Genomic DNA, 18147 nt, shown 5'->3' on the forward strand with positions numbered 1-18147 from the left:
TGCCTATCGGCTCACTGCAATTGCCGCTTTGCCAACTCGTAAAACATTCCCTTCTGCGCCATCAGTTCCTGGTAGGTTCCACACTCTTGAATGCCGCCCTGATCCATCACAATAATCCGGTCGCACTGTATGATGGTTGACAGTCGATGCGCAATTACAAGGCGCGTCGCACGAAGGCGATTCAAACTTTCACAGACTTTTTTCTGCGTCAGATTATCCAGTGCGCTGGTTGCTTCGTCGAAGAAAATAATTTTGGGATTGTTGATGATTGCACGAGCAATAAGAATTCGCTGCTGCTGCCCGCCGGAAATGGTTCCGCTGTTTTCGCTGAGTACCGTATGCAGCCCCATCGGCATCTGGGCAATGTCCTCTTCGAGTCCGACGGCCCGCACTACATCTTTAACCCTCTGCATACTGGCTCCCGGCGCCGTAATTGTAATGTTTTCATAAATGCTGCCGCTGATGAGCTTCCCGTTTTGCAGAACAACGCCAAATTTTTTGCGCAGTTCCCTTTTATCCATACCGTCGATATCTCGCCCGTCATAGAAAATTTTACCGCTTTGCGGTTTTTCAAAGCCCAGCAGAAGTTTCAGAAGTGTTGATTTTCCACAACCGGACGGACCAACAATCCCGATGTATTCCCCGGGATGGATGTGAAGCGAAAGATTACTCAGCACAGGGGCTCTATCCGGAGAATAAGAAAATGTCACACCGTTGATCTCGATGTCTCCACTGAGGTCGCCCGGCAGTTCGACGTTCTCCTCCAATTCGGGCAATGTCTCCAAAATCGGTTTTGCGCGATCATACACAGGGGCAATATCATTCACTTTTAAAATGCTGGATACCGCCTGCAACATTGCCCCGGAAAATGAACCGAATGCCGCACTGAATCCCATGAAAGCACCCATGGAAATCTCTGCATCCAGCTTTTTGATCATAACATAATACAGCACCAGAGAAAACACGCTGGTTAGCACGGTCGTCAGGGTGTTGACCGCATTTTCAATACGCTCTTTTGAAATATTTACCTTCTTGGATTCGGTATAGGGCTTGACGTATTCATACAGTGCGCGGTCTTCCACTCCAGCCATCCGTAATTTGTCTACACCGCTCAGCAGCTGATACAGTCGGGAATCCATTTTCCCTTTTAGCTCAATCAGCTTTCCCTCGTGCCGCGTTTGTCTCCAACCCAAGAGCGCAATCACAATGACTGCCAAAACCAGCAAGATCAAACCAAACACACTGAGCTTTTTGGAGTATCGGAACATACGCCACAGATACAACAGCGAAAACAACGCAGCCAAACCCGTCGTGAAGACGGTCTGCATTGAAACCTTGAAAATTTCACCGACGGACATGGCCCTCTGTGCAAGATCGGCACTGTCATAGCGGCGGAAAAAATTTTCCGGCAAATGAAACAGCCTATCATACGTAGCAGCCTGAACAGAGTGCTGAATGGAACTTGTACTGCGGAAAATCATCAAGTTTTTGACAATGGTGAATGTCAGATTCCCCAACGTACATGCCAGAATGACCCAGCATATCTGCAGCAAACCGCCCTCATCCCCCATAGGAATGAAAACATCGTATACCTTTTCGTTGATGTAGGGCACGAGCAGCCCGATTGCAGTCCCCAGCAGTGCAAGCACCAGCAGAGAAACAACATCGCCTCGACGCACATCCCGCAATCCGAACTTCCAAAGTTCCCACATTTTCATCGGCTTAGCGGGAAATGAACGATACATCATTTTTGCCTGCGGAGAAAGCTGCGAAGTCAGTTCCGCAGTTAATGCGTATGTTTCACCGGTCGCCGGATCGTAACAATCATAGCGATGCGCTGAACGAGGCAAACAAGCTACCGGGTGTCCGTTTTCCTCATAATACGCGAGCACCGGTCCACAGTCACACAAATACCAATCTTCGTCCAGCACAACATCCCGGCAAACAAAATGCGACAAACGTGCCACATCTTCCGCCGAAAAACTGCGGCCACAGGCCGTCAGAACGCTGTCCAGCGGCATCAGTGTGACTCTCTCTCGGTCGCAGATTGCCGCGATGGCGTCGTATAGAAGATTTCCCGTTTTCTCATGAATCTGGCGCTTCTGCCGGCTGCTGCGAAAAAGGTTGTAAATCAATTCCAGACCGCGGCTTTGTGCGGCAACGCGCTCTTGCTCTGCCGTATAGATGTTTCGCAGTTCTTTGGTAATGCGCAACTGGTATTCTTCGATGCAGGCCTCTTCAAAATCCATGAATCCCGCACTGCGAATTCCAGCGTCCTGTACAAACTTCCGCCTTTCCTCATCCGAAAGAGGCACCGGGATCAATTCCAGCTGCGCTTCGTCCACGGCGACCAGCCCGAAACACCATCGGCACATTTCGTTGCTGGAATAATTCAGCGGTGCCTCGCAGCACAACGAAGGGATTTTTCCGCCCTCCGGAATCTCACAAAGCAAAAATCTGCGATCTGCACGCCCGCCGTGCAACGGAAGAATGTAAACAAGAACTCGGCCGCTGCGCACTACAAAGTGGGACTGAGAATTTTCAGTATACCGGATGTTCCCGCCTTTGAGCAAAAACACCTGTGACCCTTGTATCATATTTTTTCTCCCTCTCAGATGTTTTGGATCAACTGCTGATAAACGCCCGGCTGCATCCGCAACGCATCGTGGGTTCCCCTCTGAACAATAACGCCCCGTTCCAGCACAACAATCTCATCGCAGTCGCGTATGGCAGACAAACGATGTGCCACAATCACACAGGTACAGCCACGTCGCTTGATGTTATCCACAATCTGCTTTTCCACCAGCGGGTCCAATGCGCTGGTGGCTTCGTCCAGAATTAAAATGCTGGGCTCCGTGACAAGCGCCCGCGCAATTTCCAGCCGTTGCCGCTGACCGCCAGACAGATTGGTGCCGCCCTCTGCCAACTCAAAATCGTAAGCGCCCGGCAACCGACTGATCACATCGTGAATGCATGCATCTTTGGCCGCACGGATCATATCCTGTTGCAGAACGCTTCGGTTCCAAAGTGTAAGATTTTCCCGAATCGTTCCGGAGAACAACGTGACATTCTGACTGACCGTGGCAACGCTGCAGTTCAGAATCTGCTGTGGAATACGATTGAGTGGAATGCCGTCCATGAGGATCTGCCCATCCCACGGCGTATACAGCCCACTAATGACTTTGGCGACAGTGGACTTGCCCGATCCACTGGGACCAACAAAGGCGATGGAGCGCCCGCTGTCTAAGTGAAAGCTGAAATCCTGAATGAGCGGCGGTTCCAGGCGGCTGTATCCGAAGGAGATGTTCCGCAATTCCACTTCACCGGAGAGCTTCTGTTCCATCGGTTCCGGCTGCCGGTTCGCACTGTACTTTTCGTCTTCACGGTACTTCATAATATCATCTACACGGTTCATATCCGCTTTGAGCGTCTGGATTTTCTGCGCAAAACCCACCAGCTTGCTCACCGGAGCAAGGAAAGATGACATCAAAGAACCAAATGCAACAAGCATACCAGCTGTCATCTGACCACGGATTACCAGAACACCGCCGACCATAATGACAAGCACGTCAACCAGCTCGTCCGCAACGCTTGGAATCGCATTCAGAATCTCCTGCAGCTTTCCCCCTTTTTGCTCAAGGCGGATATTCTTTGCATAATATCCCAAAATGCGGGATACATACCGGTCCTCGGCGCCGCTTGCTTTCAAGGTATCGGTAATATTCAACCCGGCATATACGGCGCCGATCATTTTGCCCTGATCCTGCTGCAGTTTCATTGTCATGCCGGCCAGTGCGTTTGCACTGGCGCGGATTAACAGCAGATTGAGCGCCGCACTGACAACACCGATCATTGCCAGCATTGGACTGTACAGCAGCATCAGCACAAGATAGAACAATGCCACAAAACCATTCAGCACAGTCTCAGCGAGTTCACCTGCCAAAAAGTCGCTGACACGATTGTTGTTATCTACCCGTGCGGCAAGGTCGCCGGCATATCGCTGGTCAAAGAAAGAAATGGGCAATCGCAACATATGGTGCACAAATCTGTACGCACTGACGAGCGCCATCTTTGTCTGGAAACGAAGCAACACGGCCCCGCGATAATAGGTAAGTATCGCCTGAAACAGGATGGTAAACGCCATGGCCGCCAGAAATCCGGGAAGCCATCCCGTATTTCCGCCCAGCAAAATATCATCAATAAATACCCGAGAAAATGTGGGCAGCACAAGGCCTGGCGCCACAAGGCACAAGCCCGTCACGATCAGGCCCGCAACAGAGACCCATTCCCCCTGCAACCGCTGTCGGATAAATGTACCCAGCGTCGATTTGCGTTTTTCTTTTTCAAAGGCATCTGTCTTTTCAAAGGCGAGTACGATTCCCGTATAGCATTCATCAAGCTCTTCCATCGTCAGTTTGCGCCGCCCGACGGCAGGATCGTTGATATAGGGAGAGTTTCCTTTGACGCCTTCCCACACCACAAAATGGTTAAAGTTCCAGTGTATAATACAGGGAGGTGTCATGTTTAGCAAAGATTTCAGGCTCTTTCGGTATCCTTTGGCAGCCAGACCGAACTTCCGAGCTGCGCGCAGAATGTTTTTGGCATTGCAGCCATCGCGGGAAACCCCGGTCTCGATGCGCATTTGCTCCAGCGGGATCGACCGGCCATAATAGGCAAAAATCATCCCCAGCGATGCTGCGCCACACTCCGTAGCTTCCATCTGATAGATTGTCGGCGTCTTTGCGTATTTTTTCTGCCTTTTTCCACGTGGCACAGAGTTCACCTCTCGGTTTCTTTCATAGAGAAAAACTCTTTCAACAGAGGAATCACCATCTGAATCGGAGCCTTTTCTTCCGTCACAATGTCGGCGGTCACCAATGTGCCCTCCGCAATCGAAATATCGGCGCCCTTTTCGCTGGACCAGAAGTAGCCGCTGGCCGTTGTCTCATCTGTACGCAGCTGGCAGGTCACGGCAATCACCGGACCGTCCTGCGTAAAGCTGTTGACCAAAAGATCATCGCCCAGCATCGTTTTCATCTGTGCAGTACTGGTCACATAGTCGTCCACCGTCAGAACGGTTGCTTCCATATGCCCGTATTCCTGTTTATTGACTGTCGACGGGTAAACCATGACCTGCATTCCCGGGGCGATCTTTTTTCCGTCAGAGAGAGGGACATAGCAAACAATTACATTGTCCTGCTCACCGCTGCTTGAAGCCATGCGCATAAGTTCACCGCCCTGGCCGACAACCGAGCCGACCGCTACGGAGATCTCCGTGACAACGCCGTCCTGTTTTGCAGTGATCCTGGTTTTCGCCAGGGCCTGTTCACTCTGGCTCAGTTCTTGTTCCAGCGACCCGATGATCGCGTCGCGCGTGGAATGAAACTGGTCAAGCAACGTCTGTATCTGCTGGTCGGCACCCGTTTGCTGAGATGCGATCTGCGCCTGTGCAGATGCGATGTTCTGCTCCAATGAGGTGACAATGCTCTGCTGCGATGCATACTGGCTGCTGAGCTCAGAATACTCTGTCTGCTTTTTCTGAAGATCTGACTGTAAATCACCGCTGGATGACAAATACGCGTCATAAGCGGGCTTTTTTTCGGCCAGGGTCTGCTCTGCTGCGGAGAGTTCCGCCAGCGCCTGGTCGAGCGCCTGCTCCGCCGCAGCTACAGCGGGCTCCAGTGATGCGTTTTCCGTGAGGAAAGCGTCAAGTGCGGCCTGCGCCGCATTCTTTTCTTCCTCACTCACCGCCTGATCGACACGAGCCTGCAGCTCTGCAAGCTTCTGCTGATACTCCTTGTATTGTACAGCCAATTCATCGACGGTTTCCTGCGCCTGGCTCACAGCGGAAGCGGCTGCATTGTATACCGTTTGTGCCTGCTGATACTCTGTTTGTGCATTTGAACCGGCACTGCTGGCGTCAAGAGCGGCATAGTAGGCTTGTTTCGCTGCTTCCACTTTGGATGCAAGCTGATCTAAAACGGCCTTTTCTTCATTGTACTGCTCCTGCCAGATGGACAGTCCCGCACTCGACTGCGCCACGTCATAACCGGTCGACTCTAACGAGCTCTTGATCTCCAGAAGATCCTTTGTGTCCGATGTTACAGCATCATCGGTACTGAGCAGGGTGACAGAGCGCACCTGCTCAAGCCGTTTTTGAATTTCCTCGATTTGAGTCTGGCTGTCAGAATCCGTCACCGTTGCCACAACCTGGCCAGCTGTAACCGTATCGCCCACTTCTACCTCTATGGTTGCAATCACACCGGCCGTATCCGAATACACCGTACGCATTCCCTCGTCGCTGATGTAAATGCCATTGCTGTTCACCGTAACGGGCAGACGTCCCACAATCGCCCAGACCAGAGCGACCAGAATGATAAAAGCCGCGCCCAGCATAGCCAACCAGAACGATGGTGATATCACAACAATGAGACGGTCCAGCTGGTCCGGTGACGAGAGCTTTTCCAGCGCTGATTTTCGATATAAATCTGACATATCTTTATTCCTCCAGCGTAAATCCCGCTTCATTCAAAGTATTCTGCAGCTTTTTCAGACTGCGCGTCAGGATCACCCTTGCGTTTTCCTGCGTGATCTGAAGAATTTCCGCGATTTCCTGGTTGCTTTTTCCAGCATAATAGCGAAGCACCACCACCTGCCGATTCCGTTCCGGTAAGGACGCGAGTGCATGTTTCAGAACTTCGCGCCATTCCGTGACACATTGGAATCGCGCATCTTCCAACAAGCTGTTACCCTCGCCCCGATCCATCAGCAACTCAAGACTGATGACCGGCTTGCGATTGCGGTAATAATTTTTCAGCTGGTTGCGCGCCGCGCAATACAACCATGTGGAAACACTTGCCAGCTCCGGATCGTATTTTTCCCAGTTCCGGTAGGCTGATAAAAATACCGCCGACGCGAGATCCTGCGCATCTTCTGTCTCATTGACATGTGTTTGCAGAAAAGCTAATATAGGATAATAATATTTTCTGTAAACAGCGTCAAAATCCGATGCAGCAGCATTCATCGGCCCAACTCCTTACGCATGACATGCCGCTCATTGCAAAGACGGCGGCTTGATAAAGGATTTTCATTGTGATTTAACACAGAACGGAACTGCGGCAAAATCATTTTGATTATACCACAATTGCCTTTTTCGAACAAGAATCGCCATTTTTTCCTCTGTGCCAAACCGTATATCATAAGAATGTATGCCCGTCGCAGATGCAGGGGCGTGCACTGATTTTTCAAAGCAAACCACGAAAGCGAGGTTATTTTATGAACATCGAACAGCAAAAAAGCAACGATTCCCTCACCTTGTTTCTCAGCGGTCGGTTGGATACTGTGACCGCGCCTCAGCTGGAGGAACATCTCAATGCGAATCTGGACGGCGTATCCTCCCTTGTGCTGGATTTCTCCGAACTCAATTACATTTCGTCCGCGGGACTTCGCGTGCTCCTCACCGCTCAAAAGCGAATGAATCGCCAGGGAAGCATGGTTGTTCGGCATGTCAATGATGTAATTGCAGAGGTGTTTGAAATTACCGGGTTCTGCGACATCCTGACAGTTGAGTGAGCTACAGCCAATGAAAATTGCATACCTTGGATACGACGTTTTGTTTGACTGTCTGTCTGCATTGGAACAAGCCGGATGCTCTGTTCTGGAAATTTTCACCTGTCCCACAGACAACCGTTTTGAATTCAACACCCGAATCCGTGCGTTTGCCGCAGATCGCGCTATTCCATGTACGCTGCGGCCGATCGCCACGCAGGATCTTCGCCGGCTTCGGAAAGCGGGCTGTCAGGCCGTATTCTGTGCCGGATACTTTTTTAAAGTGCCCGTGGACGACCAGCTTCCTGTTGTAAACGTCCATCCTTCTCTGCTTCCGCAGGGGCGCGGTGCCTGGCCAATGCCAGTTCAAATTCTGCGCGGCATGACGTCCGGCGGCGTCACCCTTCACAAAATGACAGCCGAGTGGGACGCCGGGGACATTCTTTTGCAGCAATCTTTTCCGATCAGGCCTGCCGATGATTTGGAAACAGTGACGGCAAATGTGTGCCGTGTCGCTGCCGGTCTGTGCACACAGGCTATCGCCCGATTCGATGAACTTTTCCGCAATGCGGTACCCCAGGGGAATGGCGAATACTGGCCGTGCCCCCGGAAAGCGGACTACACCATTACAGAGCAGACCACACCGGAGCAGGCCGACCGTATTCTGCGCGCCTTTTACGGATTCGACTGTTATCTGAAAACGGCGGAAACCGAGCATATGATTGTGCGTGGTCGCTTTTCGAAGATGACCCACGATCGCCCGTTCGGCGATGTGGAACGGACGGAGCGCGGAATGCGCTACTACGTCAACGGCGGCGTGATCTGCGCCCCCAACAGGGAGGAACCGTTATGAATCTTCGTCCCGTCGACTGGGACATGCAATCTCAGATGAGGGAGCTTTATCTCCGCTACAGCCCGCACTGCTCGGCGCTGCATTTTTCCACTTTGTACCTGTGGCAGCAGGAAATGCAGATTTCCGTTTTGCTCGAATCTGATTTTTTCGCCGTTCACGCTGAATGGCGCGGCCCAGATGCATGGTTTTTCCCATGTGGTGCACGCGATGCCGTACAGCGTTTTCTGAACCATCTTTCCGAGTGTCCCACCGCGCAGTTGTGCTATGCGGACGAAGCCGCTGTTGCGCTTGCCGGTGAAATTTTGCCCGGGCGGTTTGTGTTTGACCATGCGCCTCAAGATGATGAATATCTCTACGCTATTTCGCAGCAGCTTGCGCTGCGGGGCGGAGCGTTCCGGCACCAGCGCAATGATCTGAATCGTATACAGCACATGCGCGGGATCTCCTGTCGTGCGCTCTCGGAAGCAACGCTCAAAGACGCGTTCTTGGTTCTGGATGGATGGGGTGCGAAAAAAAATTCTGCTACGGCCGACGGACTCATTGGGGCCGACGCTGCCCGGCGGTTTTTGGAAGCCTTCGGCCGTCTGGATGCGACTGGTGTTCTTGTGTACCGGGACGGAGAGCCCGTCTGCCTCGCTGCGGGGTATCCGCTGACGCATGAATGCTTTGATCTGGCGCTGTGCATTCAGACATCCGCAGACTATGGTTTTTCTGTCTATGCGCGCCAGCAGCTCTGCGCCCGTCTCGCAAAGTCGTTTCGCATTTTGAATGCCGAAGAGGATCTCGGTCTTCCCGGGCTCCGCACTTTAAAACAGGGAATGCGGCCTTGCAGCATTCTGAAAATGTATGAAGGGAAGCCTCATGGAGCGTTTACATCGGATCACTGATCCCTTTGCACTGTCCAGTTATCGGAAGGCTCTTGCACCTGCTCTGGTTTCCGCCGCTGGACTGGCGCTGGGCGATATGGCAGACGCCGTTGTTCTGGGCCAGCGCATGGGGGCGACCGGGCTCGCAGCGGTGAGCCTTGCCCTGCCTGTATTTATGATGATCAATCTGATCATGCACGGGTTCGGTGCGGGCGGCGCCATTGTGTTCTCCCGCTATCTGGGAGAGGGCAAGCCGCAGAAAGCTGCGGACAGTTTTTCACAGGTCTTTGCTGCTGTTGTTTTGATCGGCGCTGTGCTGGCGCTGGCTGGAACGCTGATGCTGTCCCCCATTGTCCAGCTTCTGGGCGCCCGCCCCGAAAACGGGGACCTGTACACGGCCACTCGCACCTATGTGCAGTGCATTTTGATGGGGATCCCGATTTTTTTCGTTTCTTACGTACTGAATTATTACCTGCGCAACGACGACAATCAAGTACTGGCCAGCCGCGGATTTACGATCGGCAACCTGACGGACCTTGGTCTCAACGTCCTTCTCGTTCTGGTTTTCGACCTCGGCGTTCTGGGTGCGGCGCTCTCCACTGTGCTTGGGCAGTGCGTCGCTGTCATCATTTATCTCCCCGGCCTGTTCCGGAAATCCCATGCGCTGCATCTGCATCCGGTTCGCATCCGGCTTTCAGAGGTTGTCCGGTGTTTTTCTGTCGGGCTGAGTACCTCTGTACAGTATTCCTATCAGCTTCTTTTTTTCCTCCTTGCCAACCGAGTCTTGATGATGGGCTTTGGAGAAAACGGAGTAGCGATTTTCAATCTTCTTCAGAATATTTCTTATCTGGCGCTCTATCTGTACGATGGTGCGGCCAAAGCGGCACAACCGCTTGTGAGCACCTATGCCGGCGAGCGCAACCGTATAAGCTGCCGCGCAACACTGTTCCTGTCCATGTTTACGGGAAATCTTCTGGGCGGACTGGTATGTGTTGTGCTTGCGGCTGCAGCCCCCGCTGTTTGCCTTCTGTTCGGATTATCCGACGCCGGACAGGTGGCCGCCGGATCGGAAGCTGTCCGGATCTATTGTGTAAGCCTGCTTTTTGCGGGCAGCAACACCGTTCTGGAAAGCTATTGCCAGGCCTGTGGACAGGAGCGACGCGCGTTGATTCTGGCGACGCTTCGAGGAGCCGTTCTCCTGCTTCCGGGCACGCTTGTATTTTCCCTGTTGAATGCACGCATGTTCTGGTGGCTGTTTCCATCGGTCGAAATTCTTTCTCTCGCTGTTTTTTTCGCAGTTGCCCCACTGCTCGCTCCCGTTCGTCAGGACGGCTGCGCTGTATTCACATACACCATTCCCTGTACCAGTCCTGATATTGGCCAGCTTGTGCCGCGCGTCCAGCAATTTTGTTCGGATCACGGCGCCACACCATCGCAGGAGTTCTTCGCCGGTATGGCGGTTGAGGAAATCTGTCTCGCCGCACTTGAGCATCTTTTTGGTGATCGGCGCGATGGTATCGTACAGGTTACCGTAGTCGCTTCGGAACAGGGAGTGTTCGAGTTGCACATCCGTGACAACGGAGCGCGTTTTGACCCCTTTCTCACGCCGGACAGCGATCCTTCTTCCATGGGGATTGCCGTCATCCGACAGAAAGCAAAAAGCTTTTTCTACCGCCACTATCAGGGATTCAACACCCTGACGATCTGCATCTGAGTTACATTGTATCAAGGAGCACTTTGCATGAAATTTTCTCTGAAAAAGAAAAGCATTCTTCTTGTCCTGCTGATTGCCATTGTGATTGCTGCGGTCGCCGCAGCAATCAGTTATCGCGTTTATTCCCGCACGATGTTTTCATACTATGAAGCATCTGCCATGGATATCGCCCAGACAGCGGCCTCGCTGTCCGATCCTGATAAAGTCCTGTCCTATGCTGATCAGGTACTTGAAATCTACCGCCAATCTCCCGCGCCGGAATTCTCCACGGAACAGCAGGAAGCGGACTACTATCGGCAATACGAGCCAATCAAGGACGACTATTACGATCAGCTTTACAATCTGCTCCAAACCGTAAAAGCCAACAACCGGAACGTTCTGTACATTTATCTCTTTGTATTGGACGAGGCCTCTCACACCGGTGTTTATCTTGTGGACGCGGACGACAGCGAAAATGCCTGTCCCATGGGGACATGGGACATCATCTATCCGCAGAACTACGCGGTTTTCGACAACCCGGAGCAGGGGTTTCCCGCGTACATCACCCGCAGTGATTTCGGTTGGCTGTGTTCCGCAGGCGCGCCCATCCTGACGGATGACGGCGCTGTTGCCGGCTACGCCATGGTGGATATTTCCATGGATCAGGTGATGGCAGATCGGGAGATGTTCCTGCGAAATCTGATTGCGGGCGTTCTGGTGGCTGCTGTAGTGCTGACGCTGTTTTTCATTGCCATTGTCAGCCGAGTGGTCGTTCGCCCCATCAATCTGCTTTCCGCAGCGGCTGCCGGCTTCCTGCAGGATCGCGACAAGCAGAGCGGTCAGAGCGATATCGCCTGTCTGAACATCCGCACTGGCGATGAGATTGAACATTTGACCCATTCCATTCAGCAGATGGAACTGGATATCAATCAGTACATTGCCAATCTGGCGGCAATCACTGCGGAAAAAGAGCGCATCGGAGCAGAGTTGAGTGTTGCCACACAGATTCAGGCCGATATGTTGCCCAGCATTTTCCCCGCCTTCCCGCTGCACCCGGAATTCGACATCTATGCCGCGATGACCCCGGCAAAGGAAGTGGGCGGCGATTTCTACGATTTCTTCCTGGTGGATGACGACCATCTGTGCATGGTCATTGCCGACGTCTCCGGAAAAGGTGTTCCCGCAGCACTGTTTATGGTCATTGCGAAAACGCTGTTGAAGAACTGTGCGCAGACGGGACAGTCTCCCGAAAAAATTCTGGAGACCGTAAACAACCAGCTGTGCGAGGGCAATCAAGCTGAAATGTTTGTCACCGCATGGGTAGGCATTTTACAGCTCTCCACCGGCGTACTCACAGCAGCCAACGCCGGTCACGAATATCCCGTACTGAAAAAAGCGGGCGGAACCTTTGACTTGGTCAAGGACCGGCATGGATTTGTTCTTGCCGGAATGGAAAACTCCCGTTATCGTTCCTACAAGCTGCAGCTGAACGCGGGCGATATGCTGTTCCTGTATACAGACGGTGTTCCGGAGGCAACCGCAAAAGATGAACAAATGTATGGAACCCAGCGGATGCTGGACGCACTGAACCGCTGTGAAGGGATGTCTCCCCGGCAGATACTGGACAAAGTCAAAGCCGATATTGACGCCTTTTCCGCAAATGCCGAACAGTTTGACGACATCACCATGCTGGCGTTCGAACTGAGGGGACTGGCCCGCAGGCATCAAATTGATCTGGTCCCCTCTATGGAAGTACTTCCCGAGGCAGCCGCATTTGTTGAAAACGTTCTCGGAGAAGAAGACATCCCGCTCCCTGTCATCTACAAGCTGAACATCGCGGTCGACGAGATCTTTTCCAACATTGCCCGGTACAGCGGTGCTTCGCAGGCATCTGTTATCTGCTTTGTCCGCGGAAACACTGTCACCATCCGCTTTGAGGATGACGGTATTCCGTTTGATCCTCTTGCGGCCGCGGAACCGGACACGGCGCTCTGCGCAGAGGAACGCAACGTGGGCGGTCTCGGCATTTTGATGGTGAAACGTTCCATGGACGCAATGCGTTATGAGCGCCAAAACGAAAAAAATATTCTGACGCTGGAACTTGCCTTTGAGCGGAAGTCAAAGCACTGAATTGCACCGGGAGGATTTTGCCGGCGAAGTTGCAAACGCAGGAGGAACGTAATGAACTATCCGGAGATAACACAATATCTGTCTTATTGGAAACGGCATTCCTATCCGGAACTGTTTGGAGACGAGACCCGCCGCCAGCTGGAAAATGTCGAGCGCCAGTACGGTTCGCTTTTGACCGAGGAAACCATTCTGGAAGTATGCCTTTCCGACTCGCAAAAAAGCTGTGATTATTCTTTTCGCATCGACACTGACAGCAACTCCGTGCGGGAATACTGGTACGAGTTGGACGCGCAGGCATGCCAATGTGGGGAGATCGCGCCCTGCTATTTTATTGATGCATCCGGATGCGGCCGCGAAAAGGACAATCGCGCCTTTTACACAACAGCGCTCGCTCGCCTTGCGGGAGAATCCCGGGTGAACAGATTGACGTTCATGTTGGAGCGCTGTGCTTCGCTGTTGCGCGGAAGCAATCCAACCTTCTATCAGATCGGTGCCATGACCGGCCGCGGGCAGAACGACAGCCTTCGTCTGTTCACGCAGGATCTGAAACGCGAGGAATTGTTGTCATATCTGAAGGACCTGAACTGGTCCGGCGACGTCTGTGCACTCGATGAGGAACTGCGCGCGCTGGAACCCTTCAGCGACGGCGCCATGTTCATACTGGACTTCGATGTATTTGAGGATCACATTTCGGAAAAGATCGGAATCAATTTCGGGACGCGGCGCAAAGATGAAAAAACGATCGCAGCATTTCTCTCCTTTCTGGAAGAGCGCGGGTTATGCCTTTCCCCCAAAAAACAGGATGTGCTGCGTTTCATCAGCGCCTATCCTTCCCACACACCCTTTATCCAAAATGATATCTCCCATTTCAAACTTCCCTTTCTGGATGGACATGTGACCATGGCCAAGGCCTATCTGCGCCAGGGAAACCATTGCTTCGTCTCTGACTTTCCCGCGTATGACAGTCCCATGTTGATGAATCTGGAATTGACTTCCCGCTGTCCGCTGCGCTGCCCGCAGTGCTACTGCGATCTGAACACCGGCAAGGATCTTTCGGTGGACACTGCCCTGTATTGGATCGAAGAGGCGGCGCGCAGCCGTGTAAAGACCGTAAATCTCAGCGGCGGGGAAACTATGTGCTATCCGGATCTGTACCGGCTCATTGAGGAATGCCATAATCGAGGAATGAAGGCAAACATCGCTGTCTCTGGTTGGGGCATTGATCGCGATTCAATCCGGCGGTTATGGGATGCAGGTATTGGGGAAATCTGTGTATCTCTGAACGGCAGCACAAAAGAAATCAACGAAAAGACGCGGGATGGCTACGAGCTGGCTATTCGTGCACTGGAATTGCTGGACGATATGAAATTCCCACGTACAACCATCAACTGGGTGATGCATTCCTGGAACGCCGATGATTTTCCGGAAATGCTGACGCTGGCGCAGAAATATCACGTACAGGGCCTTGCCGTTATGATGTTCAAGCCAGACGCTTCCCATCAGTTGCCCAGCATTCCGTCGCAGCGGCAGATGCGCCAGGTAGCACAGCAGATCAAATCGTACAAAGGTTCTGTGCAAATTGAGGTGGAAGAGTGCTTCTCGCAGATGCGCGCACTTGTGAATCAGCGCTTTTTTGTGAATCTGAACCGTGGTCCTCAACGGGGCTGCGGGGCGGGAAGAGACGGAATTTCTGTCAGCGTGGACGGCAAACTCACGCCGTGCCGCCATCTGGAACTTGAGGAAGCCTGGACAACCATTTCTGAATACTGGGAAAAGTCTCCGGTACTGCGTCAGCTGCGCAGTGCGGAAAAAGATCCCCGTCTTCCCTGCAGCGAGTGCTCTCTGAAAAAAAACTGCCTGCCCTGTATGGCTGTAAACTGGAAGCAGCGTGGCGAGCTGTTCATGGGGTACAGCACCTGTCCCCTTCAGCCACAGATTTAAGACCTGCGTCATTTTTGTACAGAAAAGAGGAATCCGTATGGACGGCAAATTCGGAACTGTTCCGTATTATGTTTTGGAAGAGCACCATGAGGCGTTCTATCTCTGGGGACTCGCAGCTCAAAAGGGCATTTTATCTTCGCAAAACAATGTGCTGTTTCATGTGGATCACCATGACGACCTCGTCTGCGGCGCATATTTTCGTGATTTTACCCGTCCTTTTTCTTCTTTGGAAGAGCGCAGAGCATTTACATATGAGCGTCTCGGCATTGCAGATTTTATTGTACCCGCTTTGTATGAGGGTCTGTTCAGCACACTTTATAACCTCAAGAGCGTCCTTCCAACGCCCTTTGTGCACCGGGACAAACTGGTACACCTCATCGGAAACAACTGCCTGAAACTAATGGATGAAGTCCCATTTTTGCACGCGAGCAAACGCGCGGAAGGCGACCCTGCGTACCGTTTTTTCTCATACTGGGAAGGTGGCCTTTCTGAAACTCCGCCCTTGCAATCCGTTGTACTGGATATCGATCTTGACTATTTTTGCTGGGACGATTCTCTCCATACAGCTTTTCCCAAGCAAATTGAACTGACCGCAGATGCATACAAGGCCTTTTGTCAAGATCCTTATCATCCGCTTCGCATCCTTCCCCGACAATTGTTTCAAGCTGTGGAATGCGATGGCCGATACTACCTGCGCTACGAAGAAGCCTCCTGCCCGCCGCCTTCCTGTGACGAAGCACGGATAAAAAAACGCGTGGCCCGTTTTTTGCAATGGCTCACAGAACAACCATGGACCCCCTGCCTCGTAACGCTTTGCCGCTCTGCACACTCGGGATACCTGCCGCGGGATCGGGCGGATCTGGTTGAGAAACTCGTGACACAAGGATTGGATGACCTTTGGCACTGAGATTTCTGTGTCAAAGAATTTCATTCTCGGTTTACTAAAAAAAGCACATGGACACTTCTCCGACGTTCCATAGGGACAATTTATGAACCTACCCGTATAACTTAATATTTGTTCCTGTGGAGGGAGGCTGTGTTTCGGCACAGCCTCCCTATTTTGCTCATGCAACCTCATTTGGGATTTCTTCTGCCACGGAATCAACCATGCTCTGAGGAAGTTCATCCACCAGGCCGATATCACGGTAGTAGATGCGTACCTCCTGCGGCGCTGTGCGGGAGTATTTCTCCGCACGCTCACCGACCTCCACTCGCTTTATGAAGATGCGCAGGATCTCAGCGGTCAGCTCCGGGATCTCGCTGTACCGTTTGGCGTTCTCAATAAACCGGGTAATATTGGAGCTGGAGTCTTTCAGTTCCTGAAGCCTTACTTCCATGGCAGGGAGCTGTTCTTGAATCTCTTTCTGCTCGGCAGTGTACTCTTGAGAGAGGATGCGATACTGCTCGTCCGGGATGCGGCCAAGGACGCTGTCCTCGTAGAGCCGTTTGAAGAGTTTTGTCAGCTCGGCCTGGCGCTTTTGCATGGTGTCGATTTTCTTTTGAAGCACCGTGATCTCTTGCTGCGCCTCCTTGCCCTGCTTCTTGCGGATATGCTCCGCAAACCGTAGCTCGTTCTGACGAGCGAAGTGTGTGACACGCCGGATGTCATCCAGCAGGATGGCGCTGAGTTCCTGTTCTCTGATGTAATGCCCAGAGCAAACATCTTTGCCTTTCTTCTTGTAGGTAGAACACATGAAGTTGTTTTTCACCGCATCCATGGTGTGTGCTCGGTGCAGTACCATGGTGCCCCCACAGTCCAGACAGTAGACCAGTCCGGAGAAGATATTCTGCTCCTCCATCTTTGCCGGACGCCTCTTATGCTTGCGGATATCCTGTACGATCTCCCAGGTCTGTTGCGTAACGAGTGCTTCGTGCGTATTCTCAAAGCGCAGTTGCTCAGACTCGGGACGCTCAATGCGCTTTTTGTTCTTGAAGGATAGAGTGGTGGATTTCAGGTTGATGGTGTGACCCAGGTAAGTCTCATCCTCCAGAATGCCAGCGACGGTGTTGGTGGACCAGTTGTATGGCTGGGTGATGTCCACTCCGGTCAGCTCTACTCCGTGCTTCTGATAGTAGGAATATCCAGGCGTGGGAATTTTGTCTTTCTTGAGCTGCTTTGCAATCTGGGCAGGACCCTTTCCAGAAACGCAGAGGTCAAAAATGTACCGCACCACCGGAGCGGTCTCGGGATCAGGCACCATGTGCCGTTTGGGATCTGCCGGGTCCTTCATATACCCATAGCGGGGTCGGGAGGAAACTCTGGCGCCAGTCTCAGCCTTGAGACGAACCACAGAACGTCCCTTCTTGCTGCAGTCTTTGGCATAGAACTCGTTCATCAGATTCCGAAAGGGCGTGAAGTCATTGGTGGACTCGTACAGGCTGTCCACGCCATCGTTGACGGCGATAAAGCGCACACCATAGCTTGGGAAGATGAGTTCCGTGTACTGCCCCACCTGAAGGTACTCGCGGCCCAGTCGGGACATGTCCTTGACGATGAGCGTTTCCACCTGACCGTTTTCCATCAGCTCCATGACATGCTGCCAGCCTGGGCGGTTGAAGTTCGTTCCAGAGTAACCGTCGTCATACAGGAAGAGGGTGTTGGTGAATCCTTTCTCAGCTGCATACTTCTCCAGCAGAAGTTTTTGATTCTGGATACTGTTCGAGTCATCCGTCTTATTTGTTTTCTGCGTGTCCTCCTGACTCAGTCGGCCATAGAGGATGGTATATTTTTCGTTGCTTGCCATTGCTACTCCTTTCCGGGCAAGCCGATACGGTAGTAACAAACATACCGCATCTCCTGCCTAAAGTCTATCCTCAAATCGAATCTTTTCCTAAATCACTGTCGATGATTTGGAGCATCTGCTCCGTAGGTGTTTTCGCTTTCTCTGCGGCAGAGAAGATGGAACGGACGAAGAATGTTCGTCCGCCCACGATCATCTGCCGGCGCAGCTCTGTACCATGTTCCGTATCGTGATAGGATGTATCCCGGTAAATTGGCGTGATCGTATTCTCGTCCCGGAAGCCGATTGCTCGCTCCGGCATATATCCACCCAGGATACCCGTCTCCATATACACTTCGAATTCACTTTTCATAGCGTTCCTTTCCCCCGAAACCA

General features: G+C 52.4%; 13 protein-coding genes. 7 read left to right on the forward strand and 6 right to left on the reverse strand.

The features are described from left to right. Positions 1–11: 11 nt before the first annotated feature. The 4 genes from ACKTS9_RS06250 to ACKTS9_RS06265 are packed head-to-tail and all read right to left on the reverse strand — an operon-like array spanning position 12 to position 7024. Complete coding sequence (locus ACKTS9_RS06250) at positions 12–2597, reverse strand: NHLP bacteriocin export ABC transporter permease/ATPase subunit (protein WP_407879639.1); 2586 nt, start codon at positions 2595–2597, stop codon at positions 12–14. A 14-nt stretch (positions 2598–2611) separates the two neighbouring features. Continuing rightward, positions 2612–4774: an NHLP family bacteriocin export ABC transporter peptidase/permease/ATPase subunit gene (locus ACKTS9_RS06255; RefSeq protein WP_407879641.1), complete on the reverse strand. Its 2163-nt coding sequence runs from the start codon at positions 4772–4774 to the stop codon at positions 2612–2614. 5 nt (positions 4775–4779) lie between these two features. Beyond that, a complete protein-coding gene (locus tag ACKTS9_RS06260; protein WP_407879643.1) occupies positions 4780–6495 on the reverse strand; it encodes an NHLP bacteriocin system secretion protein in 1716 nt (571 codons plus the stop codon). 4 nt (positions 6496–6499) lie between these two features. Next, positions 6500–7024 carry an RNA polymerase sigma factor gene (locus tag ACKTS9_RS06265; RefSeq protein WP_407879645.1) on the reverse strand — a complete coding sequence of 175 codons (525 nt, stop codon included), beginning with the start codon at positions 7022–7024 and terminating at the stop codon, positions 6500–6502. 251 nt (positions 7025–7275) lie between these two features. Between ACKTS9_RS06265 and ACKTS9_RS06270 the strand changes: the two genes are divergently transcribed. Genes ACKTS9_RS06270 through ACKTS9_RS06300 form a run of 7 tightly spaced genes read left to right on the forward strand, consistent with a single transcriptional unit; the run spans position 7276 to position 15938 of the window. Beyond that, positions 7276–7572, forward strand: coding sequence for an STAS domain-containing protein (locus ACKTS9_RS06270; protein WP_407879647.1), 297 nt, complete (start codon positions 7276–7278; stop codon positions 7570–7572). 10 nt (positions 7573–7582) lie between these two features. Further along, positions 7583–8401, forward strand: coding sequence for a formyltransferase family protein (locus ACKTS9_RS06275; RefSeq protein ID WP_407879649.1), 819 nt, complete (start codon positions 7583–7585; stop codon positions 8399–8401). Further along, positions 8398–9288 carry a phosphatidylglycerol lysyltransferase domain-containing protein gene (locus ACKTS9_RS06280; RefSeq protein ID WP_407879652.1) on the forward strand — a complete coding sequence of 297 codons (891 nt, stop codon included), beginning with the start codon at positions 8398–8400 and terminating at the stop codon, positions 9286–9288. Before ACKTS9_RS06275 ends, ACKTS9_RS06280 begins: the two co-directional genes overlap by 4 nt. Next, the gene (locus ACKTS9_RS06285; RefSeq protein WP_407879654.1) at positions 9263–10981 is read left to right on the forward strand and encodes an MATE family efflux transporter; all 1719 of its coding nucleotides are present in this window, start codon (positions 9263–9265) and stop codon (positions 10979–10981) included. Before ACKTS9_RS06280 ends, ACKTS9_RS06285 begins: the two co-directional genes overlap by 26 nt. A gap of 27 nt (positions 10982–11008) precedes the next feature. Further along, entirely contained in the window at positions 11009–13090 is a 2082-nt protein-coding gene (locus ACKTS9_RS06290; RefSeq protein ID WP_407879656.1) for a SpoIIE family protein phosphatase, read from the forward strand. A 51-nt stretch (positions 13091–13141) separates the two neighbouring features. Next, the gene (locus ACKTS9_RS06295; protein WP_407879658.1) at positions 13142–15031 is read left to right on the forward strand and encodes a radical SAM/SPASM domain-containing protein; all 1890 of its coding nucleotides are present in this window, start codon (positions 13142–13144) and stop codon (positions 15029–15031) included. A 37-nt stretch (positions 15032–15068) separates the two neighbouring features. Beyond that, on the forward strand, positions 15069–15938 hold the full coding sequence (locus ACKTS9_RS06300; RefSeq protein ID WP_407879661.1) for a UPF0489 family protein: 870 nt from the start codon (positions 15069–15071) through the stop codon (positions 15936–15938). 157 nt (positions 15939–16095) lie between these two features. Here the strand turns inward: ACKTS9_RS06300 and ACKTS9_RS06305 are convergent, their stop codons facing one another. Together ACKTS9_RS06305 and ACKTS9_RS06310 are read right to left on the reverse strand one after the other, a co-directional pair. After that, entirely contained in the window at positions 16096–17775 is a 1680-nt protein-coding gene (locus tag ACKTS9_RS06305; RefSeq protein WP_407879663.1) for a recombinase family protein, read from the reverse strand. A 70-nt stretch (positions 17776–17845) separates the two neighbouring features. Further along, a complete protein-coding gene (locus tag ACKTS9_RS06310; protein WP_407879665.1) occupies positions 17846–18124 on the reverse strand; it encodes a hypothetical protein in 279 nt (92 codons plus the stop codon). Positions 18125–18147: the final 23 nt, after the last annotated feature.

This window comes from Owariibacterium komagatae (assembly GCF_045865535.1).
Taxonomy (GTDB): Bacteria; Bacillota; Clostridia; order Oscillospirales; family Ruminococcaceae; genus Ruthenibacterium; species Ruthenibacterium komagatae.